The following is a 24,650-nucleotide window of genomic DNA, read 5'->3' on the forward strand; positions in this document are numbered from 1 at the left end:
GCGGCAACACCGTCACCGGCTATGGTAAAAATCATACACCTGCTGCGCCACCGCCTGACTGACCCCCGGTGCCTTGCGCAGATCCTCCAGGCTCGCATTCCGCACCGCGCGGCCGGTGCCGAAGTGCATCAGCAACGCCTTCTTCCGCGCCGGGCCGATGCCGGGCACTTCGTCCAGCGGGCTCGCGCCCATCGCCTTGGCGCGCTTGTCGCGGTGCGCGCCGATCACGAAGCGGTGGACCTCGTCGCGTAGCCGCTGGAGGTAGAAGAGCAGCGGCGCGTTGACCGGCAGCATCCGCTCGCTGCCGTCCATCATGTGGAAGACCTCGCGCCCCTCGCGGCCGTGATGCGGGCCCTTAGCGACGCCGACCAGGCAGACATCCTCGATGCCCAGGTCCTCCAGCACCGCCTTGGCCGCGTTGAGCTGACCGCGTCCGCCGTCGATCAGCACCAGATCGGGCCAGGTCGCATCGTCGCGGTCGGGATTTTCCTCGAGCTGGCGCGCGAAGCGACGGCGGAAGACTTCGCGCATCATGCCGAAATCGTCATTGGTCGCCGCCTCGTTCCCCTTGATGTTGAACTTGCGGTACTGGCCCTTCTGGAACCCGTCCGGCCCGGCCACGACCATTGCGCCCAGCGCATTGGTGCCCTGGATATGGCTGTTGTCGTACACTTCGATCCGCTGCGGCGGTTCGGACAGGTCGAAGAAGTCGGCCACCTCGCGCAGCAGCTTGGCCTGGGTGGTCGATTCGGCCAGCCGCCGGTCGAGCGCCTCGACCGCGTTGCGCTTCGCCTGATCGAGCAGGCGGCGGCGGTCTCCCCGCTGCGGCACGGTGAGCTGTACCTTATACCCGGCCCGCTCGCCCAGCGCCTCGGTCAGCAGATCGCCCTCGGGCAGGTCGCGATCGAGCAGGATCGTCTTGGCAGGCGGCACTTCCTCATAAAATTGACTGAGGAAGCTGGTCAGCACCTCCTCTTCGGGCACGTCGGTGGTGTGCGCGGGGAAGAAGCTGCGATGCCCCCAATTCTGGCCGCCGCGGATGAAAAAGGCCTGGATGCCCATCACCCCCTCGCGACACGCCAGCGCGAAGATGTCGGCATCGCCCACGCCCTCGGCGTTGATCGCCTGAGTCCCCTGGATGAAGGTCAGCGCCTTCAGCCGGTCGCGCAGGATCGCGGCGAGTTCGAAGTCCATCGCCTCGGCCGCCGCCTGCATCTGGGTGCCGAGCTTGGCCTGGACCTGGGTAGACTTGCCGCCAAGGAAGTTCTTGGCATCCGCGACCAGCTCGGCATAGGCGGCCTCGTCGATCCGGCCGACGCACGGCGCCGAGCATCGCTTGATCTGGTAGAGCAGGCACGGCCGGTCGCGCCCCTTGAAGAAGCTGTCGGTGCAGGAGCGGAGCAGGAACAGCTTTTGCAGCGCATTCAACGTGTTGTTGACGCTGCCCGCGCTGGCGAAGGGGCCGTAATAATTGCCGACCGCGCGCCGCGCACCGCGATGCTTCTGGATGCGCGGGAAGTCGTGGTCGTTGCGCAGCAGGATGAAGGGAAAGCTCTTGTCGTCGCGCAGCAGGACGTTGAAGGCCGGGCGGTAGCGCTTGATCAGCTGCGCTTCGAGCAGCAGCGCCTCGGCCTCGTTGTTGGTCGTGACGATCGTCATCGACCGGGTCTGCGCGACCATGCGTTGCAGGCGCTTGGGCAGGCGGTCGACCTGGGTGTAGTTGGCGACGCGGTTCTTCAGCGCGCGCGCCTTGCCGATATACAGCACGTCGCCGCGCGCATCCTGCATCCGGTACACGCCCGGCCGCAGCGGCAGCGTCGCCAGCACGTTGCGGATCGCCGCCACCCCCGCGTTCAGATCGGGCGCATCGGCCCCGCGCAGGGTGAAGGTGGATTTCTCTTCGTTGAAGCGGTCGACGGGAGGCTCGGACATTACGGCCGATTTAGGAGCGCGGGGGGCGGATCGCTACCCTGTGAGGTGGCTTTGGTTCACGCGAAGCCGCGAAGACGCGCCGGTTTTTTTGGGTTCGCGTGGAAAGGGTTCGTCCCGCTCTTCCTCCCCTGCAAGGGGAGGGGGACCAGCGAAGCTGGTGGAGGGGTATCCCCGCTGATAGTGACACCCCTCCGTCAGCCCTGCGGGCTGCCACCTCCCCTTCCAGGGGAGGAATTGGGTTCAGCCCTGCGCGAACAGCTTGGTCCCCATCACGCCGATCACGGTCAGCACCATGAAGCCCGCCTGGACCGGCGCGATCCTGTCGCCGAAGACGATCGCGCCGCCGATCACGACGCCCACCGCGCCCAGCCCGGTCCACACCGCGTAAGCAGTCCCGGCCGGAAGCCCGCGCATGGCCAGCGCCAGCAGGCCCATATTCACGAAGCTGAGTAGGATCGGCACGCTCGACGCCTGCCAAGTGGCGACGGTCGCTGCCCATTTCAGGCTGAGCGCCCAGCAAATCTCGGTAATCACGGCAATGCCCAGAATGACCCATGCCATCGGAGCGTCTCCTTGGTAACGGGCTCAGCACTATGGGCATCGGCGCCGGAAACCCGGAAGAGACGGCGATGCGGCCCCGTACGTGCGGGACTATGTCATGTGGGGCTTGGCCCCTCCACCACCGGGCTTGGCCCGGCGGCCCCCCTCCCCAAGTCGAGCTTGGGGAGGAATGGGCTTTCCCGCCCTCTGCACACGCGCGGGGAGAGGGATTCCCTTGGGCTTCGACTTCGCTCAGCCTAAACGGAGTTGGTGGTCGTTCGACCGCCAAAAACGACCGAACCGCGCCTCGGTCGCCCGAAGCGCGGTTCTGTCACTGGCACTGGCGCCGATCAGTTCGGGCGGCCAAGCCCTGCAATCGAGCGGTCGATCATCGCCCGGTCGGCGTCGACCGAGTGATGCTCGGCGATCAGCAGACCGGCGGCCTTGGCCGCGGCCTCGGCGGCGCGGGCGCGGACCTCGGCCAGAGCGGTGCGCTCGGCGGCCGCGATCTTGTCCTCGGCCATCTTGGCGCGACGCTCCATCAGCGCCTCGGCATCGGCCTTGGCCTTGCTGAGCAGCTGCCCCGCTTCGTGCTGCGCCTGGACACGCATCGCCTCGGCATCGGCGTGGGCGGCCTTCGCCTTGGCCTCATATTCGGCCTTCAGCGTCTCGGCTTCCTGACGCAGCTTGGTCGCCTCGTCGAGCTGGGCGCGGATCGCGGCGATCTTCTGGTCGAGCGAACGACCGATCATCGCGGGCACCTTCTTCACCAGCATCCCGATCAACACGACCAGAGCGGCGAGCGCCACCCAGCCGGTCGAATCGAAACCCAGCGCGGTCGGGCTGGCGGCGTGATGCTCGCCCTCGGCGGGCGCGACCGTGTTCGCGGTCAGGCCATCGCCCTCGCGGATCGGCTGCGGGGCCATGCCCTCGGCCGAGGCCGCATCGGCCAGGTTCTGCGCGACCAGCGCGTCGGCGTTGGTCAGCGCGCCGTTCGCGGAATGATTAGCCATGCGCGCTCACCTTTCGCACCGCGTCGGCCGCCGCATCCTCGCCCACATGGACGCCGGACAGCTTGGCGACGAGATCGCGCGCGGCCTCGGCCGCCACGGACTGAAGATTGGCCATCGCCTCGGCCTTGGCATTGGCGATCGCCAGGTCGTGATGACCCAGCCGCTCGGCCAGGTCGGCATCGGCCGCCTTGACCTGCGCCTCGAAAGCATGGGTGGCCCGTGCCTTGGCGGCGTTGGTTTCCGCCATCGCGGCGGTGCGCGCGGCGTCCATCTCGGCCCGCCATGCCGCCTCGACCCGGTCGGCCTCGGCACGCGCGGCCTCCGCCGCCGCCAGATCGCCGGCGATACGGGCTTCGCGAGCGTCGACGGTCGCCTGAATCTTGGGCACCATCCCACGACCGACCACGAAATAGAGCAGGCCGAAGGTGATCAGGAGCCAGAAGATCTGCGACGCATAGGTCGCACTGATCTGTGCTATCTGGGGCATGGAGTCCTCGTTGCCATATCAACCGGGCGCATCGTCACCGACACGCCCGGCCGATCCGAATGATTAGGCGACGAACACCAGGATGATCATCGTCACGAAGGCGAGCAGGCCCAGAAGCTCAGCACCGGCGAAACCGATGAAGAGGCGGCCCTGCTGGCTGTCCGCCGCACCCGGATTGCGCAGCGCGCCTTCGAGGAACTTGGCGAACACGTTGCCCACGCCGAGCGAGGCGATGCCCATGCCGATAGCGGCCAGACCGGCACCGATCAGCTTCGCGGCTTCTGCGTCCATTTCAATCACTCCAGTTCAAAAAGGGTCGTTTGGGTATTCAAGTCGTGCGTCGCGGCCGCCCGCCCGGTCCGGCTCCCCGGATCAGTGCAGGTTGACCGCGTCGTTCAGATAGACCGAGGTCAGCAGCGCGAAGACATAGGCCTGGATCGCGGCGACCAGCAGTTCGAGAAGGGTGATGCCGATCATCAGCAGGAAGCTCGGCAGGGTGATGAGCGCGGCATAGCCGGGGCCCATGTTGATGCCGTTGATGACGAAGGCGGCGAGAACCTTCAGCAGGATGTGCCCCGCGGTCATTGCGACGAACAGTCGCAGACCCAGCGAGAAGGGGCGCACCAGGAAGCTCATCAGCTCGACCACGAAGATCAGCGGGATCATGAGCGGCGGCGTGCCGTGCGGTACGAACAGCGCGAAGAAATGGAAGCCGTGGCGACCGAAGCCAACGATCAGCACGATCGCGAACGAGATCAGCGCGAGCACGCCGGTCACGGTCACGTGGCTGGTCACGGTGAAGGGATGGACACCCTTGATCACGCCGAAGGGCAGCAGGCCCAGCACGTTCGCGAACAGGATGAACATGAACAGCGAGAAGACGTAAGGAAGGAAGCGCTTGCCTTCGGGCCCGATGTTCGACGTCAACATCGAATTGACGAAGCCCGTGAAACCCTCGACCGCCGCCTGCCAGCGTCCGGGCACCAGATCGCGCTTCATGCCGCCGATCATGAACACCCACAACGCGACCAGCGTCGCCACCATCCACAGAGCGGAATTGGTGAAGGAAAGGTCGTAGCCGCCGACCACCCAGTGCTGACCGAGCACCGGCTCGATCAGGAACTGGTGCATCGGATCAATCTTGCCGCCCGATTCTGCCGCCACGCTGCTTCGTTCCCACATATGACGAACGCCCGGTTACTCCGGGCGTTCGCCAGAAATCCGAATAATCTGCCTGAACGCCACGCCGATCCCCAGGAACAGCATCACGATCAGTGCCCAGGGTGCGGTGCCGAACCAGCGGTCGAAGAGCCAGCCGATCAACGCACTGCCGACAAGACTTCCGATCAGCGCGGAGATGACGCGGCTGCCTTGGGAATACCCCCTGTCGGCGTCCACCTTCACCCCTTGCCGCGATGCCTCGTCCGCTCGCGCCTTGGCCAGACGCTGATCCAGCGCCGCCAGACGCGGATCGCCCGCATCGTCAAAGTCCCGTCCGGGCTCCATCTCCGCCACGCAGCCACCCTCACCTGTTTTCGTCACCGAAGGGGAGAATGCGCGCGAACGGCGAGCGACCCCGCCAAGGCGAGGCCCGTTTAGAAAGGCCCTCCCCCCAAGTCAACCGCTTGGGGGAGGGCTTGTGACAGATGTGTTAAGGATTGTTGCCGATCGGGAACAGCCCGCGTCGATTCTTTTCGAGAAGAAGAAGGACGCGGCCTTACACGCAGGCGGGCGCCCGCTCCGGCGCGGCGCCGGTCCGGGTCTTCCACACACCCTCGGGCGTCTTGTACTTCTCACCCGAAACCGTCTGCGCGATCAGGTTGCAGCCGCTGGTGAACGCCATCTGCTCGACGGTCGCGCCGCTGGCCTGCGCCTTTTGGGTATAGGCCGCCTTGCGCTGGATATTGATGCTGTTGACCAGGGTGCGCAGTTCGGCCGTCGCGCTGCCGACGATGCCGAGATAGCCGTCGGGCTGCTCGCCGACCTGCCCCGCCGCGCGCGCGGCGGCATAGGCCGGATCGCGCTGCGCCATCGCCATGCCCGACAGGCCTATCAGCGAGACCACGCCGAGGGCCAGGATCATCGTCTTCGTCTTCATCTCAGAATATCCCCGGATTCTGCTGGATCAGCGATTTGGCCTCGCCATCCAGGCGATATACCACTTCCTGCGTCACATTGATGTTCAGATTGATCTCGATCGGCTTTTCGGGCGCGGAGATGTTCACGCATCCCCCGCTCATCGCCAAAAGCGCGACCGGCATCCATCGTGCTCCATCCAAGATCGGCATCCTGTCCAGCATTTTCAATCCTGTTACGGTCATGGCACGGTCTCGCTTGCGGAAGGCTGAATAGGGCGATTGGCGGGCGGCGCGGCGCGCTTGTTCTGCTCTTCGAGCAACGCGGGCAGGTTCCGCTGGATCAGGCGGCGCGGGTCGTAGAAGGACTGCGCCGAATCGAGCAGCCCGCGAAAGGGTGCCTTGATCCGCACGTTGAACACGAAGGGCAGTCGTTGAAGCCGCCGGATCAGGAAATTGGTCTTCGCCCCCTTGCCCTGACTGATTCCCGCAAAGCGCACATCGGTGACCATCTCGCCCGCCAGAGGCCCGTTCATGTCGATCCGAAGCGATCGATAATTGAGCGAGCGCAGCGCCCCGAAGGCCAGGTTGCCCCAGAACCCAAGATTCTTCTGACTGATCTCCCCCAGATAGGCGATGCTGCCACCGCCCGGCCGCACGACCAGTCGTCCGCCCTCGATCCGGCCACCGCGCTCGTCGAAGATCATCGGCAACGTCCCGTCGAAGACGCCGGTGGCGTTCAGATTCTGAAAGTCGAACTGGAGCAGGAACTGGTCGGCGGCGGCCCCCTCAACATGGAAGGTCATGCGCCGCTCCACCGGCTGCGAAAAGTCGAGCAAGGTCGGGTCGAGGGTCAGCGTGCCGCCCGCGAAGGGCCAGCGCCCGCTTTCCACCTTCACCCGCGCGCCCGACAGGGTCTGGTAACGGATGGTGCCGTTGGTCACCGGGATGCCCGGATTGATCGTCTTGACCGTCGCCACCTGTCCGGGCGCGCTTTCCAGCGCGAGCAGGTCGGTGAAGCGGATGGTGCCCGCGATCCCGCTGACCGGGCCCAGCGCCGCGGCGAGGTCGACGCCCTCCGTTCCGAACTGCCCGGTGGAACGCACGCCGGCGCCGTCCCAGTCGATCCGACCCTTGCCCGCGATCATGCCGCGAACCTCCTCGATCACGCCCTTGGTGACCGGAGTCAGCAAGTCGGGCTGGAACTCCTTGGTGAAGGTGATGCCGGGGACGTTCAAATCGGCGAGACCGACCGCACGGTCCAGCGCGTGACGGATGGTGACGTCGGCCACCTTCACCGACCGCGTCGGCTCGAACAACTGGCCGATGGCGTCGATCTGGCTGCCCGCCAGCGTCAGCGCGACGCCGCGCGCCGCCATGGGCAGGAAACGAGGCGATTCGGTCCGCGCATCGCGGACTTGCAGATCGCCGTTCAGCGACAGCCTGCCCCCCGCCAGCCGCCAATCGCCCGCCGCCTGGCCGAGAAGGAGGGGGATTTGTCCGATCTGACCCGAGCCCCCCTCGAACCGACCGACGATCCCCTCGGGCGTGATCCGTCCGGTCAGGTCGGTCGCGTCGATCCGGGTCGGCGATTCCGGGCGGCCGATCCGGCTCTCCACCCCGGTCAGCGCAAAGCTGCGATCGGCCAGCGCGAAACGGGTGGTCGCCGCCGAGACCGCCAGGGGGCTGCCGCCGATCCGCCCCGCCACCCGCGTCGAACCGAGTTGTACCCCACCGCCCAGCCGAGCGCCGTCGATCCGCACCAGCGCGCCGTCCAGCGGGCAGAGGCGCGTCGCCACCCGCTCCAGCCGCAGCCCGGACAGAGCGAGCCGGTCGATGGACAAAGGCTGGCAGTCGGGATTGATGCGAAGCGATCGGCCGCCATTCCATCGCGCGGCGATCGGCAGGGTCAGGCCAACGATCCGGCCGCCGCTGATCGGTCCGGACAGCGCCAGCCGCGTCGTCACGACCGTCTCCCCATTGGCCGCCGCGCGGAACTGCATCCGGTCGAACGCCAGGGCCGCCCCATCCGCCTGATAACGGGCCATCTGCGCGGTGCCGCGAATCGGCGCTCCGGGTGCCGCCTGCCGCAGGGTCGCGCGGATGGCCGGCAGACCGCCGCCGCCGGTCGCCAGGCTGGTATCGATCCGGACCCCGGTCGCATCATAGACCAGGCCCGTCGCGCCGCGAAACGCGATGCGCGCCCCGCTGTTCGACGCGAGCGAAAGGCTCGGCACACGCACCGACAGGCCTGTCGCGCGGGGCCCGCTCTGCTGGTCGAGCGCCAACCGCATATCGGCGGCGAAGCGACGTCCGCTCCGCACCGCCGCGTTTACCACCGCGCGGACCACCGGCCCGACCGGCGTGGCGGCAGCCGAGGCACTCCAGCCCTGGGCGCTAGCCAGCACGCCGGGCGCGAGCCGCGCACCCCCCAATTGCAGCCGCCCGTCGAAGCGGGTCGCCCGCCCGACCAGATATTGTCCCTGGACAACCCCGCGCTCGGCTCGCCCGGCGCGCGCGGCCAGTCCTCGCGCGGTCAGCGCCAGATGCCCGCCGGTCGCCGCCGCATTGCCGGCAAGGTCGATCGTCCCGTCGATCGCGCTCGCGGCCAGATCGGGATGGCGGACCGCCCCGCTGCGCAGCGTCACACGCCCCTGCCATCGGTCGAGTGAGGGGGCGAGGGTGACATCGACCCGCGCCGCCAGCGACCGCGCGGACACGTCGCCGCACGCCATCCCGCCCAGTGTCACCGGACCGGTCAGCGTCGGGCGTTCCCGCACGATCCGGATCCGAAGCGGGGCGGCCAGGCCGCTGGCGACGCAATTGCCGAGCGTCAGGCGCGGCGCGACGGCCCCCAATCGACCGGTAAAGCCGTTGCTCAGCACGCCCTTGCCCGACAGGCTGAGCCCGATCACGCCCTGCGGCGTCTCCAGCCGGATTCCGCCATCCTCGACCGACACGTCGAGGGCGGGCAGCGCGAAGGGCTTACCCGAGGATGGCGGCATCAACCGGTCCAGCGTACCCAGCCGGACCTGTCCGTTCACCAGCCGGCCGCGAAGCCGTACCCGACCGGCGCGCACCTCGGTCACCACCGGTCCCGACAGGCCGATGCGGGTCCGCGTTTCCAGCCAGTCGGCCACCAGATCGGGCCGCGCCGGATCGCCGATGACCACATTGGTCAGCCTTTGCCGACCCAAACCCAGATCGGAAATCTCGTAGCGGGCGGGCACGCCGCGCTTGGCCAGCGCACGGTCGATCGCATCCCCGGCCAGCGACTTGCGCGCGATCCACCCGGCGATCAGCGCGATGAGCAACACTAGCGCGATGGCGATCAGGATATGTTGCAGGCGGCGGAAACGCCGTGTGGGGCTTAGGGGCGTTCCGACCTCCTCGTTCGCGCCCTCCACCCCGATGTCACTCCCTTTTCCTGACTTGCGTCATAGCCGCACGGTCGCGCCGCACGCAATCGCACGAAGCCCGGCGACAGTTCCCGCCGCCGCTCCTATGCTGTCCCGGCAGGGGGAATGGACATGGGCGATACGGGGCAGGATCGTGGCAACGACCATAGCGGCCACCGCGCAAGGCTGCGCGATCGATTGTTGGGCGGTGGCGGATTGCTCGACCATGAACTGCTCGAATATCTGCTGACGACCGCCATTCCCCGCCGCGATACCAAGCCGATCGCCAAGGCGCTGCTACGCGAATTTCATGACATAAGCGGCGTCCTGACCGCCGACCCGGTCGCCCTGCAGCGCGTCGAGGGGGTGGGGGAAACGGCGGCGGCGGCGCTGAAGATCGTACAGGCCTGCGCACTGCGGCTAGCGCAGACGGAGGCCGCGAAGCGGCCGGTCCTATCCAACTGGCAGGCCCTGCTCGACTATCTTCATGCCGATATGGCGCATCATGGGGTGGAACGCTTCCGAGTGCTTCACCTGAACACCCGCAACATGCTGATTCGCGACGAATTGATGGGGGAAGGCTCGATCGACCAGGCGCCGGTCTATATCCGCGAGGTAATCCGTCGGGCGCTGGCGTTCGGGTCCGCGGCCTTGATCCTGGTTCACAACCACCCCAGCGGGGACCCCTCGCCCAGCCGCGCCGATATCGACGTGACGCGCGCCATCGCGGAGGCGGGGCGCAATCTGGGAATCGTGGTGCATGACCATCTGATCATCGGCACCTCGGGGCATGTCAGCCTGCGCGCGCAGGGCCTGATCTGATCGCCGTGCCGAAATGGGCGCAAGCGCCTGCACCACCGGCTTGTCATCGAAAGGACGGTGCCGCATCGCTTCACCCATGATGTCATCCGCCCGCCTGTTCCAAAGGTTACGCCACATTGGCGATCGGCTGGTCCGCGAGGTTCGGATGCGGGCGCATTTGCACGAAGCGCGGCGGGTGCTCGCCACGCCGCCGATCCGCCCGCAGCAGGACGGCGTCGTCCTGATGTCGATGATCGGCTCGCGGGTCCTGCTGCCCTATCTGGTCGCGGTAAAATCGCTCCATCGCCATCTGGGCATGGGGCGGATCGTCCTGATCGACGATGGCAGCCTGACCGATAACGACAAGCGCGTCCTGGCGCATCATTGCGGATCGCCCGACATCATTCCCATCGGCACGATCGACACCGGCCAATGTCCGCGCGGCGGCACCTGGGAAAGACTGCTGACCCTGCTCGACCTGCGCGCAGGCGATTATGTGATCCAGCTCGATTCGGACACGGTCACCATCGGCGATCTGCCAGAGATCCGCTCGGCCATCGCCGCCAATGCTGACTTCATCCTGCTGGGCGGCGAGGATGCGGAGGCGGCGGGGCTGCTGCCCCTGCCCGACTTCACCGCGCGTCGTTATCCAGACGGCCCATCCGCCCCGCCCGCCCATATACAGCGGATGATCGAGTCGCGCCTGGCCTCCTATCCCGATGCGGCCCTCCATCATTATGTGCGGGGCTGTTCGGGTTTTGCCGGCTTCGCGCGCGGCGGCCCGGCCAGTCGGGTCGAGGCCACCCGCTTCTCCCGCCACGCCGAAGCGCTGGTCGGCCCCGCCATCTGGTCGCAATGGGGCAGCGAGCAGGTCACGTCCAACTTCCTGCTGGCCAATGAACCGGGAGTGCGGCTGCTCCCCTATGCGCGCTATACCAATTACTGGCGCCAGAAGGCATCCGGTGACGAGCGGTTCGTCCATTTCATCGGCACGTACCGTTATTCCGGCCCAAGCTACCGCCGGTTGACCGCGCAAGCGATCGACCGACTGCTCGCAGGATAGGCGATCCGCGCCGACGCGGCCAGTTTTTGCGTCTGGCGCGCCCGATGCTAGGGGCCTGTTCGGTAACGCGAAGAGGAAGATGTGATGCAGGTCTGGACCGGGTTGGGCAATCCGGGGCCGCAATATGCGATGCACCGCCACAATGTCGGCTTCATGGCGATGGACGCCATCGCCGAGGTGCATGATTTCGGCCCCGTGAAGAAGCAGTTTCAGGGCTGGACCCAGGAAGGACGCATCGGCGGGCAGAAGATCCTGCTGCTCAAGCCCGCCACCTTCATGAACGAAAGCGGGCGAAGCGTCGGCGACGCGCTGCGCTTCTACAAGCTGGGCGTCGAGGCGCTCACCGTCTTTCACGACGAACTCGACATCGCGCCCTTCCGCGTCAAGGTGAAGACCGGCGGCGGCACGGCGGGGCATAATGGGCTTCGCTCGATCGACCAGCATCTGGGGCCCGATTTCCGCCGCGTCCGCCTCGGCATCGGCCATCCGGGGCATAAGGACCGCGTGACCGGCCATGTGCTCGGCAATTACGCTAAGGCGGAGATCGAGCCGCTGTCCGACCTGCTCGGTGCGGTGGCGGCCGAGGCGCATTGGCTCGCCGAGGGCGACGATGTCCGCTTCGTCAACGACATCGCGCTGCGGCTGGGGGATGCGGCATGAGCGTCCGCCGCCTGTTCGCCTCGCTGCTCTATGAGGGCAATCTCGACGATGCCGACCTGCTCGAGGAGATCGAGCAGAGCTGCTGGGCGCTGGCCGAGGACGATCGCGCCGGGCGGCGATGGTCGAAGGAGCATGGCTATCGCGGCTATACCAGCTATGCCTCGCTCAACGACCTGCCGATCCGCGACCCGGTCTTCGCCGACCTGCGCAAGAAGCTGGATCGCCATGTCGCGCGCTTCGCCGAGGAATGCGCCTTCGATCTGGGCGGTCGCAAGCTCAAGCTCGACAGCCTGTGGGTCAATGTCCTGAAGCCCGGCGGGCATCACTCGGCGCATATCCATCCCCATTCGGTGGTGTCGGGCACGCTCTATGTCGCGATGCCGCCGGGATCGGGGGCGCTGAAGCTGGAGGACCCGCGCCTGCCCATGTTGATGGCCGCCCCGCCCCGCCGCCCCGATGCGCCCGACGATCTGGCGACCTTCGCCACCGCCACGCCCGAGCCCGGCACCGTTCTGCTGTGGGAAAGCTGGCTGCGACACGAAGTGGTGCCCAATGGCGCCAAGGGCGAGCGGATCAGCGTCAGCTTCAACTATCGTTAGGAACGGCCGCGACGAGCAGCACTCCACCCGCGACAAGCCGTAAAGTTCCAACGGCTGAACGCGCATGGAGGGCGTTTCGTCGCGCCCATATCGTGCCGTTAACTTATCTCGATTAAGGGCTGTCCGACCGCATCCTTAGCCCGGACATTATTCCCGATGATCGAATTCGCTGTCTTCACCTTCGGCATGTTGGCGAGCTTCGTGCTGTCGGGCCTTGGCCGCAACAAGAAGGCGAAGCGGGCCAATCCGCCGATGCTCCATTATATGGGTCTGGTGCTGATGGGCTTTTCGGGTGCGCTGGGCGTGATGTTGCTGGCCTGGGCCGCTGCGATGATGGTCGGGATCGCCTGACGACCTTAGTCCTGCCGTCTGTTCCAGCCTGAGCTACGTCGAAGGCCAAGGGATGACGGTTGAGTCAGATGCCCTTGCGGCCAGCGTTCCGCATAGCCTTTGACGTCCCTCGGGCTGAACGGCGGTGGTTGCGGGCGGGGACGTCCGCCATCGGTTGAGAAATATCCCCATCGTCGCTAGAGGGACGCTTTCCCCTTCCTGTAGGATAAGCGACGCATGGGTTTCCGCTGCGGCATCGTCGGCCTGCCGAATGTCGGCAAGTCCACCCTCTTCAACGCGCTGACCGAAACGGCGGCGGCGCAGGCCGCCAATTATCCGTTCTGCACGATCGAGCCGAATGTCGGCAATGTCGCGGTCCCCGACCCGCGCCTGTACAAGCTGGCCGAGGTCGCCGGCTCCGCCAAGATCATCGAGACGCAGCTCGCCTTTGTCGACATTGCGGGCCTTGTGCGCGGCGCGTCGAAGGGCGAAGGGCTGGGCAACCAGTTCCTGGGCAATATCCGTGAGGTGGACGCGATCGTCCATGTCCTGCGCTGCTTCGAGGATGGCGACGTCACCCATGTCGAGGGCAAGGTCGATCCCATCGCCGATGCCGAGACGGTCGAGACCGAGTTGATGCTCTCCGACCTCGAAAGCCTGGAAAAGCGGGTCCCGGCCTTCATCAAGAAGGGCCAGCAGGGCGACAAGGAAGCCAAGATCGCCGCCTCGGTGCTCGGCCAGACGCTGGACCTGCTGCGCGAGGGCAAGCCTGCGCGGCTGACCAAGCCCAAGGATGACGAGGAAGCACGCGTCTTTTCGCAGGCGCAGCTGCTGACCGCCAAGCCCGTCCTCTATGTCTGCAACGTTGAGGAATCGAACGCGGCGAACGGCAATGCGCATTCGCAAGCCGTGTTCGAAAAGGCCGCCGCCGAGGGTGCGCAAGCCGTCGTCGTGTCGGCGGCGATCGAGGCCGACATCGCGACCATGCCTGCGGAGGATCGCGGCGAATTTCTGTCCGAGCTGGGTCTGGCCGAAACCGGCCTGGCGCGCGTGATCCGCGCCGGTTACGCGCTGCTCGACCTGCTGACCTTCTTCACCGTGGGGCCGAAGGAAGCCCGCGCCTGGACCGTTCACCGCGGGGCCAAGGCACCGAACGCGGCGGGCGAAATCCACAGCGACTTCGAACGCGGCTTCATCCGGGCCGAAACCATCGCCTTTGACGACTATATCGCGTTCAAGGGCGAAGCGGGTGCCCGCGATGCGGGCAAGCTGCGCGCCGAGGGCAAGGAATATGTCGTTCAGGACGGCGACGTGATGCTGTTTCGCTTCAACGTCTGACCCAATATGCGCCGGTCGGCCGCGGATCGACCGGCGCATCGAACCTTGCAGTGCATTTTCCACACATTACTTGGTCATGATGATCCAGGTTAACCCGATTCGCCGCATTATCTATAGCAGCCTGGCCGTGGGTGATAATGGTCGTGCGGATCATCAGGCGATCCTCAGCGTCTCTCGCCGCAACAACGGCATGGACGGCATTTCCGGGATTCTGTGGATCGAAAAGGGCCGCTATCTGCAATTGCTGGAAGGGCCGGTCGACAGCGTCGGCGACGCCTTCGAGCGGATCAAGGGCGACCCGCGCCATACCGAAATCCATATTCTCGACGATCGCCTGACCGACGCGACGGAATTCGGCGACTGGGCAATGGCGGGCCTGCCGGGCGATCATCCGGGCGACGCCCAGGCGCGGCTCCGCCTGCTGCTGCGCAACAGCGACGACGAGATCCGCCGCTTCTTCCCGTTGGACTGATCTCACGGAATCGCCCCCGTCGGGGCGGCGACGGACCGCCGCGCCCCATCGAGTCTCGCCACTGTGACATGGCCGCGTTATCGGGATGGTCCGAAAGGACCCTCCTCCCGTGACCAGACTCCCCTTCGCCACGCTCGCACTGACCCTGCTGGCCGGTTGCGCCTATCCCTATACGCCGCCGTCGCTGTCGACGATCGGCGCCGCGACGCCGCCCGCCATGGCAGCGGTTCCGAGCTCCGGCCCCCAGCCCAGCCTCTCCCCTTCCGAAGCCCGCGCGCCGGTGACGATCCTGGTGTCGATCGACGGCTTCCGTGACGATTATCTGGAGCGGGGTCTGACGCCCCATTTGTCGCGGCTGGCGGCGGAAGGCGTGAGCGCCACGATGCGCCCCTCCTTCCCGTCCAAGACCTTCCCCAATCACTGGACGCTGGTGACCGGTGTGGTCCCCGACCGGCATGGGATCGTCGCCAACGGCTTCACCGATACGGAGCATCCCGACGAGCGCTTCACCATGTCGTCGGAGCAGCCCTATTGGTGGAATAGCGCCGAGCCGATCTGGGTCGCGGCGGAAAAGGCAGGCATTCCGACCGCCACCATGTTCTGGCCCGGCTCCAACGTCGCCTGGGGCGGCACCGTGCAGAACGACGGCCATCATCTGGTCACCGGCGGCACGCGCCCGCATGATTGGCAGCAGTTCAATCAGAGCGTCTCCGACCGTCAGCGGGTGGATGCGATCATCGACTGGTTGCGTCGGCCTTCGTCCACCCGCCCCCGTTTCCTGACGCTGTATTTCGATGAGGTGGACACCGCCGGTCATGAGGGCGGCCCCGATTCGCCAGTGGTCAATGCCGCGATCGGGAATGTCGACCAGGCGATCAGCCGATTGCTCGCCGGGTTGGCCGAACTGGGCCAGCCCGCCAATCTGGTGATCGTCGCCGATCACGGCATGGCGGCGATTTCCAGCGATCGGGTCGTGGCGCTCGACCGCTTTACCGATCCCGCCGACTATGTGCTGATCGAGGACGGCCCCTATGCCACGCTGCGCGCGGTGCCGGGGCATGAGGCGGCGCTGGAGCGCCGTTTGCTCGGCCATCACGACCATATCGATTGCTGGCGCAAGGAACAGATTCCGGCGCGCTTCCATTATGGCCGCAACCCCCGCATCCCCCCGTATTTCTGCCTTGCCGATGCGGGGTGGACCATCAAGGCCAAGCCCCCCGAAAAGCCCTTTGCCGGTGGCACCCATGGCTATGACAATGCCGACCCCAGCATGGCGGCGCTGTTCATCGCGCAGGGTCCGGCCTTTCGTGCGGGCGTGAAACTGGCGCCGTTCGACAATGTCGATATCGCACCGCTGCTGCGCGATCTGATCGGTCTGCCGCCGGGCAAGGATCTGGACGGAACCGATTCCCCCTTCCGGCGCGTTCTGCGGCGATAAGGGAGGACGGTCGTGATCTGGCTGGAGGATATGGTGGTCGGCGACGTGGCACGGTTCGGCACCTGCCATGTCGATCGCGACGAGGTGATCGCCTTTGCCGCGCGCTATGATCCCCAGCCCTTTCACCTGTCCGACGAAGCGGCGGCGGCTACCCATTTCGGGCGGCTGTCGGCCAGCGGCTGGCACACCGCGTCGATGACGATGGCGATGATCGTCGCCTATTATCGAGACATCGGCTTTCAGAGCCTGGGCTCGCCCGGCATCGACGAGCTTCGCTGGCTGAAGCCCGTCTATCCCGGCGATACGCTACGCTGCGAGACCCGCGTATTGGAAACACGCCGCTCGGCCAGCCGCCCGGACATGGGCTTCGTGGTCAGCGATCTGACGGTCTACAATCAGGACGATGTGGCGGTCATGCGCTTCCGCCCCACCGTCATGATCCGGGCGCGGCCGGCCGCCTAAGCCTCAACGGGGTCCGCGAGGACCACGCGGGCCACCCGGTCGCGGGCCGCCGCGCCAGCCGCCGGGCGTCCCGCGATTGCCGCGCCACCCTTCGGCCCGCGGCACGCCGGGCGCGGGCGCGACCGATCCGTTGCCCCGCCAGCCATTGCCCCGCCAATTGTCGCCGCGCCAGCCGCTACGACCCCAGCCACGCCACTGATCCCGGATCGGCCCGCCACGCCATGCGTTGCGCCGCCCCTCCCAGTAAGATCGCTGTCCGTCGTTCCAGCGATAGGGCCGCCGATAGCGGTCATAGACGTAGACGCCGGTGCCCGGATAATAAAAGTCGTTATACCAGCCATAATAGGACGGCGCATATCCATAGCCGCCATAACCGCCATAATAGCCGGGACCATATCCGCCGCCGAAGCCCGACCCGACCGATACGCCGCTATAGCCATAGCCGTCGGTGCATCCGCCCAGTGCCAGCAAACCGGCCGCCATCAGCGCGGCCCAACCCGTCTTGCCGAGGCCCATCCTCGCTCTCCATATCCCCTGGCCATATCCCTGGCCTGTCGCCATGCGGGTGCGGCAGGGGTCCGTCATCCGCGTCGATCGACGATCAACCCGCCGCGTCGCGCCATGGTTCCTGCGCCGCAGCGCATGCATATCCCCTGAACGGGCGGAGCGCTCCCGCAGACGGGCCCAAAGGGGATTGGCAAAGCAGGTCAAGCAAGGCTAACCTGAAACACCGTTCATCAAGGACGGACCAGTTGAGAGGGCGGCGCATGACCGGGACAATCCGGCACGACCGTCACGGCGTATCGTTTGCGGACGCGAACCAGGTGGAGGGACAGGACGAATGGCGATGACGGAGAACACCGTACCCCCCGGCGAGGCGCCGGAGCCATTCGAGGAAGAGGTCCATGATCCCCGCCGCCGCGACTTCATCAACATCGCCGCCGTGTCCTTTGCGGGCGTGGGTGCACTGGCCATCGTCCTGCCGCTGATCAACCAGATGAACCCCTCGGCCGACGTGCTCGCGCAGTCGACGACCGAGGTCGACCTGTCCAAGATCGAACCCGGCCAGGCGATCAAGACCAGTTTCCGCAAGCAGCCGCTGTTCGTCCGCAACCTGACGCCCAAGGAAATCGCCGAGGCGGACGCCGTGCCGCTGTCCGACCTACGCGATCCCCAGACGCTGGAGGAACGGACCAAGCCGGGCAAGAAGAACTGGCTGATCACGCTGGGCGTCTGCACCCATCTGGGCTGCGTGCCGCTTGGCGCGGGCGAAGGTGAGAATAAGGGCCCCTATGGCGGCTATTTCTGCCCCTGCCACGGATCGGCCTATGACACCGCCGCCCGCATTCGCAAGGGTCCGGCGCCGAAGAACCTGTTCGTGCCCGACTATAACTTCAACTCCGACACCGTCGTCACGGTCGGCTAAAGGGAGAGGATCGACACCATGAGCTTTCCCTGGGCCAAGCATTACCAACCCAAGCAGCCGGTCATGCGCTGGCTGGACGAGAAGCTGCCGCTGCCGCGCCTCGTCTATAATGCGGTGGGGGCCGGGTATCCGGTGCCGCGCAACCTCAACTATTTCTGGAATTTCGGCGTGCTGGCGGGGGCCGCGCTCGCCATTCAGATCATCACCGGCGTGGTGCTGGCGATGCATTATGCCGCCAATGCGGGTGTCGCCTTCGACTCGGTCGAGGGGATCATGCGCGACGTGAACGCCGGCTGGTTCCTGCGCTATGCCCACGCCAATGGCGCGTCGATGTTCTTCATCGTCGTCTACACCCATATCTTCCGCGGCCTCTATTACGGGTCCTACAAGGCCCCGCGCGAGATGGTGTGGCTGCTCGGCGTGGTCATCTTCCTCCTGATGATGGCGACCGCCTTCATGGGCTATGTGCTGCCCTGGGGGCAGATGAGCTTCTGGGGCGCGCAGGTCATCACCGGCTTCTTCTCGGCGATCCCGCTGGTCGGCGACACCATCCGCATCTGGCTGCTCGGCGGTTTCGCGCCGGACAATGCCGCGCTCAACCGCTTCTTCTCGCTCCATTATCTGCTGCCCTTCGTGATTGCGGGCGTCATCATCCTGCACATCTGGGCGTTGCACATTCCGGGGTCGAACAACCCGACCGGCGTCGATGTGAAGGGCGAGCAGGATACGGTGCCCTTCCACCCCTATTACACCGCCAAGGATGCGGTGGGGCTGGGCGTCTTCCTGCTGGTCTTTGCGGGGCTGTTGTTCTTCTTCCCCAATTATCTGGGCCATCCGGACAATTACATTCCGGCCAACCCACTCTCGACCCCTGCGCATATCGTGCCCGAATGGTATTTCTGGCCCTTCTACGCGATCCTGCGCGCCTTCACCGCCGACTTCATCCTGCCCGCCAAGCTGTGGGGCGTGCTGGCGATGTTCGGTTCGATCCTGCTGCTGTTCTTCCTCCCCTGGCTCGACAGCTCGCCGGTGCGGTCGAGCAATTTCCGGCCCAAGGCGCGGGTCGCCTTCTGGGTGCTGGTGGCGGACGTGCTGCTGCTCGGCTGGTGCGGGGGATCGCCCGCGACGCCCTTCTTCATCATCCTCAGCCAGATCACCGCGGCCTATTATTTCCTCCATTTCCTGGTGATCCTGCCCTGGATCGCGCGGACGGAGCGGCCCGCCCCGCTGCCCCATTCGATCACCGAGGCGGTGCTGGCCAAACATGGCGGCACGGCACCGACCAAGTCGGCCCTGGCCTGACGCGAACCGATAAGAGAGGATTCTGACGACATGGTTCGTGGCATCGCATTCCTGGTCGGCGCGGCCTTCACCCTGGTCCTGGCGATCGCGCTGTGGGGCAGCGTCTCGGGGCTCGTCTCCGACCCGCCCGCGCCGACCGCCGAGGAGGAGTTCCACCTTCACCCGAAACCCGCGCATCTGGCCTCGGACGGTATTCTGGGCCGGTTCGACCGTCGCCAGCTCCAGCGCGGTTTCCAGGTCTATAAGGAGGTCTGCGCGGCCTGCCACTCGCTGCGGCTGGTGGCGTTCCGCGACCTGAAGGATCTGGGCTATAGCGAACCCGAGGTGAAGGCGATCGCCAACCAGTGGGTGATCGAACAGCCCAGCATCAACCCGGAAACGGGCGAGGCGACGACCCGCAAGAATGTGCCGGCCGACCGCTTCCCCTCGCCCTTCGCCAACGAGGTCGCGGCGCGTGCGGCGAACAACAACGCGCTGCCGCCCGACCTGTCGCTGATGACCAAGGCCCGGCATGACGGCACCAATTACGTCTATTCGCTGATCGGCCCCGATGCCTATCGCAACCAGCCCGCCGAATTGCTGCGCAAATTCCCCGATGCCAAGACGCCGACGGGGCTGCACTACAACCCCTATTTCGCAAACCTCAACATCGCGATGCCGCCGCCGCTGACCCAGGACGGGCAGGTGCAATATACTGACGGCACGCTGGCCACCCGCGACCAGATGGCGAAGGACGTCGCCGCCTTCCTGACCTGGACCGCCGAACCCAGGTTGGGATCGCGGCACGCGGCCGGGATCGGGGCGGTGATCTTCATCTTGATCTTCTGCTTCCTGGCCTGGGGCGCGTATCAGAATGTCTGGCGCGACGTGAAACATTGAGGCCGGATTTGAGCATGTGAGGGACCGGGGCGGTTTTCCGAGGGGAAGCCGCCCTTTTTATCGTAAGGAGCGTTCCCTGCCTTCGTTCGGTCCGAGCTGCGGTCGAAGGCCACGCCCCTCACGCTCCACCGCCCCCTCGAGACAGGAACTCCTTTAGCCTTCGACTGGGCACAGGCTGAACGGAGGGTTGGACTGCCCCCCTTTACCCCTGCCCGCCGCAAGCCCATGAGGCCCCGCATGAACGCCCATGACGATCTGAAAGCCCTGATCCGCACCATCCCGGACTTCCCCAAGCCCGGCATCCAGTTCCGCGACATCACCCCCCTGCTGCTCGACCCGACAGGTTTCGCACAGACTATCGAGCGGATGGCCGCGGCAACGCGCGGTCCCGTGGACCTGATCGCAGGGGTCGAGGCGCGTGGGTTCCTGTTCGCCGCCGCGCTGGCCGTGCCGTTGAACGCGGGCGTGCTGCTGATCCGCAAGGACGGCAAGCTGCCCGGCGCCACCATCGCGGAGGATTATGCGCTGGAATATGGCCAGGACCGGATCGTGATGCACGAGGACGCCTTGGTCCCCGGCGCCCGCATCTTGCTGGTCGACGACCTGATCGCCACGGGCGGTACCGCCCGCGCCGCGCTCCGGCTGCTGCGCAAGGCGGGCGGCGTGGTCAGCCAGGCTCACTTCCTGCTCGACCTCCCTGATCTGGGCGGTGCGGAGGCGTTGCGCGCCGAGGGGATCATGGTCGATTCGCTGATCGCCTTTCCGGGTCACTGATGCGGCTCGCGCTTTATGAGCCTGACATTGCGGGGAATGTCGGCACGCTGATCCGCACCGCCACCTGTTTCGGCGTGGCCGTGGACCTGATCGAGCCAATGGGCTTTCCCTATTCGGACCGGGCGCTGGCACGGTCGGCGATGGACTATGCGGCAATGGCGCAGGTGGTCCGCCACGCCGATTGGAGCGATTTTCGCGCGGCGACGCCGGGCCGGATCGTGCTGGCGACGACGCTGGGAGCCGTGCCGCTTCCCGAGATGACGTTCCGGCCCGATGATGTGATCCTGCTCGGCTCGGAAGGCGCCGGGGTGCCGCGCGCGGTGCACGACGCGGCCGATATCCGGGTCCGCGTGCCGATGCGCGACGGCGTCCGCTCGCTCAACGTCGCGATCACCGGCGGTATTTTGCTCGCGGAGGCGCGCCGCCAGACGGGGTGGGACAATATCGCGGGTTGACCCCCCGCCCCGCCCATGGCCAGAACCACCGCGTGATGACCAGCCGCACCCCCGATATTGCCCTCGACGCCGAGCAGGATGCCGCCCGCCAGTGGTTCGAGTCCCTGCGCGACCGGATCTGCGCCGAGTTCGAAGCCATTGAGCGAGAGGCCGGATCGGACGCCGCCTTCGCCTATACCGCCTGGGACCGTGTCGACCCCAGCGGGGAAGCCGGTGGCGGCGGGGTGCGCGGCGTGATGAAGGGCCGCGTCTTCGAAAAGGTCGGGGTCAATGTCTCGACGGTCGGCGGCACGTTCGAGGGGCCGTTCGCCAAGACGATCCACGGCGCGGGCGACGATCCGCGTTTCGTCGCCACGGGGATCAGCCTGGTCGCGCATATGGCGAACCCGCATGTGCCCGCCGTGCATATGAACACCCGCTTCCTGACCACGACCAAGCGCTGGTTCGGCGGCGGCGCCGACCTCAACCCTCCCCTGCCGATCGCGGAGGATACCGAGGATTTCCACGCGCGCCTGAAGGCGGCATGCGACGCGCATGATCCGGGCCACTATCCCCGCTTCAAGGCATGGGCGGACGAGTATTTCTACATCCCCCACCGCCAGGTCCATCGTGGCGTCGGCGGCATCTTCTACGATCATCTGGAACGCGATTTCGAGGGTGACTTCGCCTTCACCCGCGATGTCGGCGAGGCGTTTCTCGATATCTTCCCGCGCATCGTCCGGCGGCGCATGGGCCTGCCCTTTACCGAGGCGGACCGCGCGGCGATGCTGGCCTGGCGGGGGCGTTATGCCGAATTCAACCTGGTCTATGACCGGGGCACGCTCTTCGGGCTCAAGACCGGCGGCAATATCGACGCCATCCTGATGAGCCTGCCCCCGCTCGCGACCTGGGAGTAAAAGCCATGGCGCTGATCCCCGTCGATCCAGGCGAAGTCGCGACCATCGTCACCACGCTCGAAATGCGCGAGCGGCCGCGCCCGCGCCCCCTGCCCGAGGCGCCCCTGAGCCTGGTCGCCTGGGTCCAGCCCGATCCCGCCAAATATCGGACGCTGTTCGCGCGCGTCGGTGCCCCTTGGCTGTGGTTTTCGCGGCTGGTGATGAGCGACGAGACGCTGACCGCGATCATCCATGACCCCGCCGTCTCGGTCTTTGCCGTGGTCGACCGGGCAGGGATCGAGGTGGGCCTGCTCGAACTCGACCACCGCCAGACGGGCGAATGCGAGATCGCCTATTTCGGGCTGATCCCCGAACTGGCCGGGCGAGGCCATGGCCGCTGGCTGATGGCGCAGGCCCTGATGCGCGCCTGGACCGCGGCGGTCGAGCGGGTATGGGTGCATACCTGTACGCTCGACCATCCCGCCGCGCTCGGTTTCTACCGGCGGCAGGGCTTCACCGCCATCGGCCGGGCGATCGAGACGTTTTCGGACCCCCGCGACCTGGGCCTGCTGCCCCAGGACGCCGCGCCGCAAATCCCCCGGCTTAGAGCTGTCGATTGACCAGCCGGCGATAGGCGGCCACCGCGATCAGCGCCTGCGCCAGGCCCGCCGCCATGGCGACCGCCGCCGCCCCCGCCTGAAGCAGCGCGATCGCCACCGGATTGCCCGGACCATCGCCCTTGGAAAGATCGATCATCGTCAGAAAGGGCTGTGTCGCGATCATCCCGCCCAGATAGGTGCAGGAGGACAGCGCCGCCATCGGCAGCCCGACGCCGCGCGTCAGCTTGATCGAGCGGGCGAGCGCCGCCATCGCCGCCATCCGCCGCTCCGCCAGCAACACCGGCCCGACGAGCAGCAGCCGCCCCGCGACATACAGGCCGGGAAGGATATAGAGCAGCATCCCCGCGCCGACCGGCAGGGCGACCAGGATCATCGCGAGCAGATAGCGCGGCGCGATCGCCACGGCGCCGCGCAGCGCTTCGCCCACCGTCGCCCGCCCCCCGCTGAGCAACAGGGCCAGCAAGGCGGCCGTCCCGATCAGGCCGACGACATAGCTGGCGAAATACCAGCCGCCATAATGGCTTGCCCATTGCCCGACCGAGTCGATCCAGACCGAGGCACGCGCCGTCGCTTCGCCCACGCCCTCCTCCGGCAAAGGCGGCGTCGGGACCAGCAGCCCCAGCGCAAAGGCGGGCCAGAACAAGAAAGGCCCCGCCAGCCGGAGCAGCAACGAACGATCCCGGCGGAACAGGCCCCAGGCGTCCCGCAGGGTCGCAACGACATCCAATCCCATCACGATTGCGGCGAACCGTCCTTTCGAAGCGCCTGCTCCCCCGCCGTCGCGACATAGAGACGCGCGACGAAGACATAGGCCAGCGTCATGAATACCGCGCTCACCACCGAACCCAATAGCGCGGTCAGCGCCCGCGCCAGCCACAGCTTGTCGCCGCCCAGGACCAGACCGAATAGGGCGCTCGCCACGCCCTGCACCGCCAGGCCCGACACCGACATGACGATCAGGAACAGCAGCGACACGCCGATCAGCCGCCAGGTCATGCCCCGCGTCAGCGCAATCGAGCGGCGAAACGCGCCCAGACCGACCCGTTCGTTCAGGGCCACCGCATAGGTGAGCATCAGCCGCGCGGCCAGCCAGAGCGCCAGCGGCACGATGACGAGGGCATAGACCAGCAGGAAGAGCGCCGCCCCGCCCGGCATCGGCGGCATCCGGGACGGGTCGCCGTTGACCGCCATCATCGCGGTGAAGTCGAAGCCAAACGCGACGAGCCCCACGATAAGGACCAGCGCCGCCAGCGCCAACACGAACCCGATCGCCAGCGCCAGTCCCAGCACCGGCAGGAAACGCTGAAATCCGGCGCGCGACGCCTCCGCCGTCGTGGTGGAAGGATGCGTCGCCAGCGCCATGATTCCCAATTGCGCCCATACACCCAGCATCAGCGACACGATGGTCAGCATCAGCCCCAGGCCGGAGACATTGCCCGCCGGCGAAACGCCGCCGCTCGGCAGGATCAGAATCTGCAATATACCGGGCAACACGAAGCCGATCGCGGCGAAGGGTATCAACATGCCGGCACGGCCCGCCAATACCTGCTGGGTGCTGTCCCACACCGATCCGATCCTGACGGTCATCGTTCCTCCCTTGGTCCGGACGCCTTCGCCCGTCCGGGCGATCGATCGCTGCCTAGCCCATCGAAGGGCGCAACGCCATGGCGACGGCCAACGGCCTGATCGCCCCCGCTTGCATCATGGCGAT

General features: G+C 66.6%; 29 protein-coding genes. 16 read left to right on the forward strand and 13 right to left on the reverse strand.

Going from position 1 to position 24,650, the window contains the following annotated elements:
* Window positions 1-12 precede the first annotated feature (12 nt).
* The 10 genes from uvrC to NZL82_RS11865 form a co-directional block, all read right to left on the reverse strand.
* On the reverse strand, window positions 13-1,932 hold the full coding sequence (gene uvrC, locus NZL82_RS11820; RefSeq protein WP_261269956.1) for an excinuclease ABC subunit UvrC: 1,920 nt from the start codon (window positions 1,930-1,932) through the stop codon (window positions 13-15).
* A gap of 240 nt (window positions 1,933-2,172) precedes the next feature.
* A complete protein-coding gene (locus NZL82_RS11825) occupies window positions 2,173-2,493 on the reverse strand; it encodes a multidrug efflux SMR transporter (protein WP_261269957.1) in 321 nt (106 codons plus the stop codon).
* Between the two features lie 329 nt (window positions 2,494-2,822).
* The gene (locus tag NZL82_RS11830; protein ID WP_261269958.1) at window positions 2,823-3,485 is read right to left on the reverse strand and encodes a hypothetical protein; all 663 of its coding nucleotides are present in this window, start codon (window positions 3,483-3,485) and stop codon (window positions 2,823-2,825) included.
* Complete coding sequence (locus NZL82_RS11835) at window positions 3,478-3,972, reverse strand: ATPase (protein WP_261269959.1); 495 nt, start codon at window positions 3,970-3,972, stop codon at window positions 3,478-3,480. Before NZL82_RS11835 ends, NZL82_RS11830 begins: the two co-directional genes overlap by 8 nt.
* A 63-nt stretch (window positions 3,973-4,035) precedes the next feature.
* Entirely contained in the window at window positions 4,036-4,263 is a 228-nt protein-coding gene (locus NZL82_RS11840; RefSeq protein ID WP_007406947.1) for a F0F1 ATP synthase subunit C, read from the reverse strand.
* An 81-nt stretch (window positions 4,264-4,344) separates the two neighbouring features.
* Window positions 4,345-5,136 (reverse strand): F0F1 ATP synthase subunit A, encoded by a 792-nt coding sequence (locus tag NZL82_RS11845; RefSeq protein ID WP_261269960.1) that lies wholly within the window; start codon window positions 5,134-5,136, stop codon window positions 4,345-4,347.
* A 33-nt stretch (window positions 5,137-5,169) separates the two neighbouring features.
* Window positions 5,170-5,478 (reverse strand): AtpZ/AtpI family protein, encoded by a 309-nt coding sequence (locus NZL82_RS11850; protein WP_405051371.1) that lies wholly within the window; start codon window positions 5,476-5,478, stop codon window positions 5,170-5,172.
* Window positions 5,479-5,689: 211 nt separating this feature from the next.
* The gene (locus NZL82_RS11855) at window positions 5,690-6,070 is read right to left on the reverse strand and encodes a YdbL family protein (protein WP_261269962.1); all 381 of its coding nucleotides are present in this window, start codon (window positions 6,068-6,070) and stop codon (window positions 5,690-5,692) included.
* A 1-nt stretch (window position 6,071) separates the two neighbouring features.
* The gene (locus NZL82_RS11860) at window positions 6,072-6,233 is read right to left on the reverse strand and encodes a YnbE family lipoprotein (RefSeq protein ID WP_261269963.1); all 162 of its coding nucleotides are present in this window, start codon (window positions 6,231-6,233) and stop codon (window positions 6,072-6,074) included.
* 56 nt (window positions 6,234-6,289) lie between these two features.
* On the reverse strand, window positions 6,290-9,454 hold the full coding sequence (locus NZL82_RS11865) for a YdbH domain-containing protein (RefSeq protein WP_261269964.1): 3,165 nt from the start codon (window positions 9,452-9,454) through the stop codon (window positions 6,290-6,292).
* A gap of 123 nt (window positions 9,455-9,577) precedes the next feature.
* Between NZL82_RS11865 and radC the strand changes: the two genes are divergently transcribed.
* The 9 genes from radC to NZL82_RS11910 all read left to right on the forward strand — a co-directional run bounded on the left by radC (window position 9,578) and on the right by NZL82_RS11910 (window position 16,608).
* Window positions 9,578-10,267, forward strand: coding sequence for a DNA repair protein RadC (gene radC, locus NZL82_RS11870; RefSeq protein WP_261269965.1), 690 nt, complete (start codon window positions 9,578-9,580; stop codon window positions 10,265-10,267).
* A gap of 76 nt (window positions 10,268-10,343) precedes the next feature.
* Entirely contained in the window at window positions 10,344-11,309 is a 966-nt protein-coding gene (locus tag NZL82_RS11875) for a glycosyltransferase family A protein (RefSeq protein ID WP_261269966.1), read from the forward strand.
* Between the two features lie 84 nt (window positions 11,310-11,393).
* Window positions 11,394-11,969: an aminoacyl-tRNA hydrolase gene (gene pth / locus NZL82_RS11880; RefSeq protein WP_261269967.1), complete on the forward strand. Its 576-nt coding sequence runs from the start codon at window positions 11,394-11,396 to the stop codon at window positions 11,967-11,969.
* A complete protein-coding gene (locus NZL82_RS11885; protein ID WP_261269968.1) occupies window positions 11,966-12,568 on the forward strand; it encodes a TIGR02466 family protein in 603 nt (200 codons plus the stop codon). The genes pth and NZL82_RS11885 overlap by 4 nt, the downstream gene beginning before the upstream one ends.
* Before the next feature lie 156 nt (window positions 12,569-12,724).
* Entirely contained in the window at window positions 12,725-12,919 is a 195-nt protein-coding gene (locus NZL82_RS11890) for a hypothetical protein (RefSeq protein ID WP_261269969.1), read from the forward strand.
* Window positions 12,920-13,135: 216 nt separating this feature from the next.
* Window positions 13,136-14,236 (forward strand): redox-regulated ATPase YchF, encoded by a 1,101-nt coding sequence (ychF, locus tag NZL82_RS11895; RefSeq protein WP_261269970.1) that lies wholly within the window; start codon window positions 13,136-13,138, stop codon window positions 14,234-14,236.
* A 76-nt stretch (window positions 14,237-14,312) separates the two neighbouring features.
* Window positions 14,313-14,708, forward strand: a complete 396-nt coding sequence (locus NZL82_RS11900; RefSeq protein ID WP_261269971.1) for a BLUF domain-containing protein — start codon at window positions 14,313-14,315, stop codon at window positions 14,706-14,708.
* A 109-nt stretch (window positions 14,709-14,817) separates the two neighbouring features.
* The gene (locus NZL82_RS11905; RefSeq protein ID WP_405051370.1) at window positions 14,818-16,146 is read left to right on the forward strand and encodes an ectonucleotide pyrophosphatase/phosphodiesterase; all 1,329 of its coding nucleotides are present in this window, start codon (window positions 14,818-14,820) and stop codon (window positions 16,144-16,146) included.
* Window positions 16,147-16,158: 12 nt separating this feature from the next.
* Window positions 16,159-16,608: a MaoC family dehydratase gene (locus NZL82_RS11910; RefSeq protein WP_261269972.1), complete on the forward strand. Its 450-nt coding sequence runs from the start codon at window positions 16,159-16,161 to the stop codon at window positions 16,606-16,608.
* Window positions 16,609-16,611: 3 nt separating this feature from the next.
* On the opposite strand, the gene NZL82_RS11915 is transcribed toward NZL82_RS11910, so the two are convergent.
* Window positions 16,612-17,124 (reverse strand): hypothetical protein, encoded by a 513-nt coding sequence (locus NZL82_RS11915; protein ID WP_261269973.1) that lies wholly within the window; start codon window positions 17,122-17,124, stop codon window positions 16,612-16,614.
* A 325-nt stretch (window positions 17,125-17,449) separates the two neighbouring features.
* Here NZL82_RS11915 and petA point away from each other — a divergent pair, with 325 nt between their 5' ends.
* The 7 genes from petA to NZL82_RS11950 all read left to right on the forward strand — a co-directional run bounded on the left by petA (window position 17,450) and on the right by NZL82_RS11950 (window position 22,939).
* A complete protein-coding gene (gene petA / locus NZL82_RS11920; RefSeq protein WP_261269974.1) occupies window positions 17,450-18,034 on the forward strand; it encodes a ubiquinol-cytochrome c reductase iron-sulfur subunit in 585 nt (194 codons plus the stop codon).
* An 18-nt stretch (window positions 18,035-18,052) separates the two neighbouring features.
* On the forward strand, window positions 18,053-19,336 hold the full coding sequence (locus NZL82_RS11925; protein ID WP_261269975.1) for a cytochrome b/b6: 1,284 nt from the start codon (window positions 18,053-18,055) through the stop codon (window positions 19,334-19,336).
* 30 nt (window positions 19,337-19,366) lie between these two features.
* The gene (locus NZL82_RS11930; protein ID WP_261269976.1) at window positions 19,367-20,215 is read left to right on the forward strand and encodes a cytochrome c1; all 849 of its coding nucleotides are present in this window, start codon (window positions 19,367-19,369) and stop codon (window positions 20,213-20,215) included.
* Between the two features lie 225 nt (window positions 20,216-20,440).
* Complete coding sequence (locus NZL82_RS11935) at window positions 20,441-20,989, forward strand: adenine phosphoribosyltransferase (protein WP_261269977.1); 549 nt, start codon at window positions 20,441-20,443, stop codon at window positions 20,987-20,989.
* Window positions 20,989-21,444, forward strand: coding sequence for a tRNA (cytidine(34)-2'-O)-methyltransferase (locus tag NZL82_RS11940; protein ID WP_261269978.1), 456 nt, complete (start codon window positions 20,989-20,991; stop codon window positions 21,442-21,444). Before NZL82_RS11935 ends, NZL82_RS11940 begins: the two co-directional genes overlap by 1 nt.
* A gap of 35 nt (window positions 21,445-21,479) precedes the next feature.
* Entirely contained in the window at window positions 21,480-22,340 is an 861-nt protein-coding gene (hemF, locus tag NZL82_RS11945; RefSeq protein ID WP_261269979.1) for an oxygen-dependent coproporphyrinogen oxidase, read from the forward strand.
* Window positions 22,341-22,345: 5 nt separating this feature from the next.
* Entirely contained in the window at window positions 22,346-22,939 is a 594-nt protein-coding gene (locus NZL82_RS11950) for an N-acetyltransferase (RefSeq protein WP_261269980.1), read from the forward strand.
* Here NZL82_RS11950 and NZL82_RS11955 read toward each other — a convergent pair.
* Entirely contained in the window at window positions 22,923-23,675 is a 753-nt protein-coding gene (locus NZL82_RS11955; RefSeq protein WP_261269981.1) for a hypothetical protein, read from the reverse strand. The genes NZL82_RS11950 and NZL82_RS11955 overlap by 17 nt on opposite strands.
* Entirely contained in the window at window positions 23,672-24,526 is an 855-nt protein-coding gene (locus NZL82_RS11960) for a hypothetical protein (RefSeq protein ID WP_261269982.1), read from the reverse strand. The genes NZL82_RS11955 and NZL82_RS11960 overlap by 4 nt, the downstream gene beginning before the upstream one ends.
* Between the last annotated feature and the right edge of the window lie 124 nt (window positions 24,527-24,650).

It is taken from the genome of Sphingomonas sp. LC-1, from assembly GCF_025371035.1.
Classification (GTDB): Bacteria; Pseudomonadota; Alphaproteobacteria; order Sphingomonadales; family Sphingomonadaceae; genus Sphingomonas; species Sphingomonas sanguinis_E.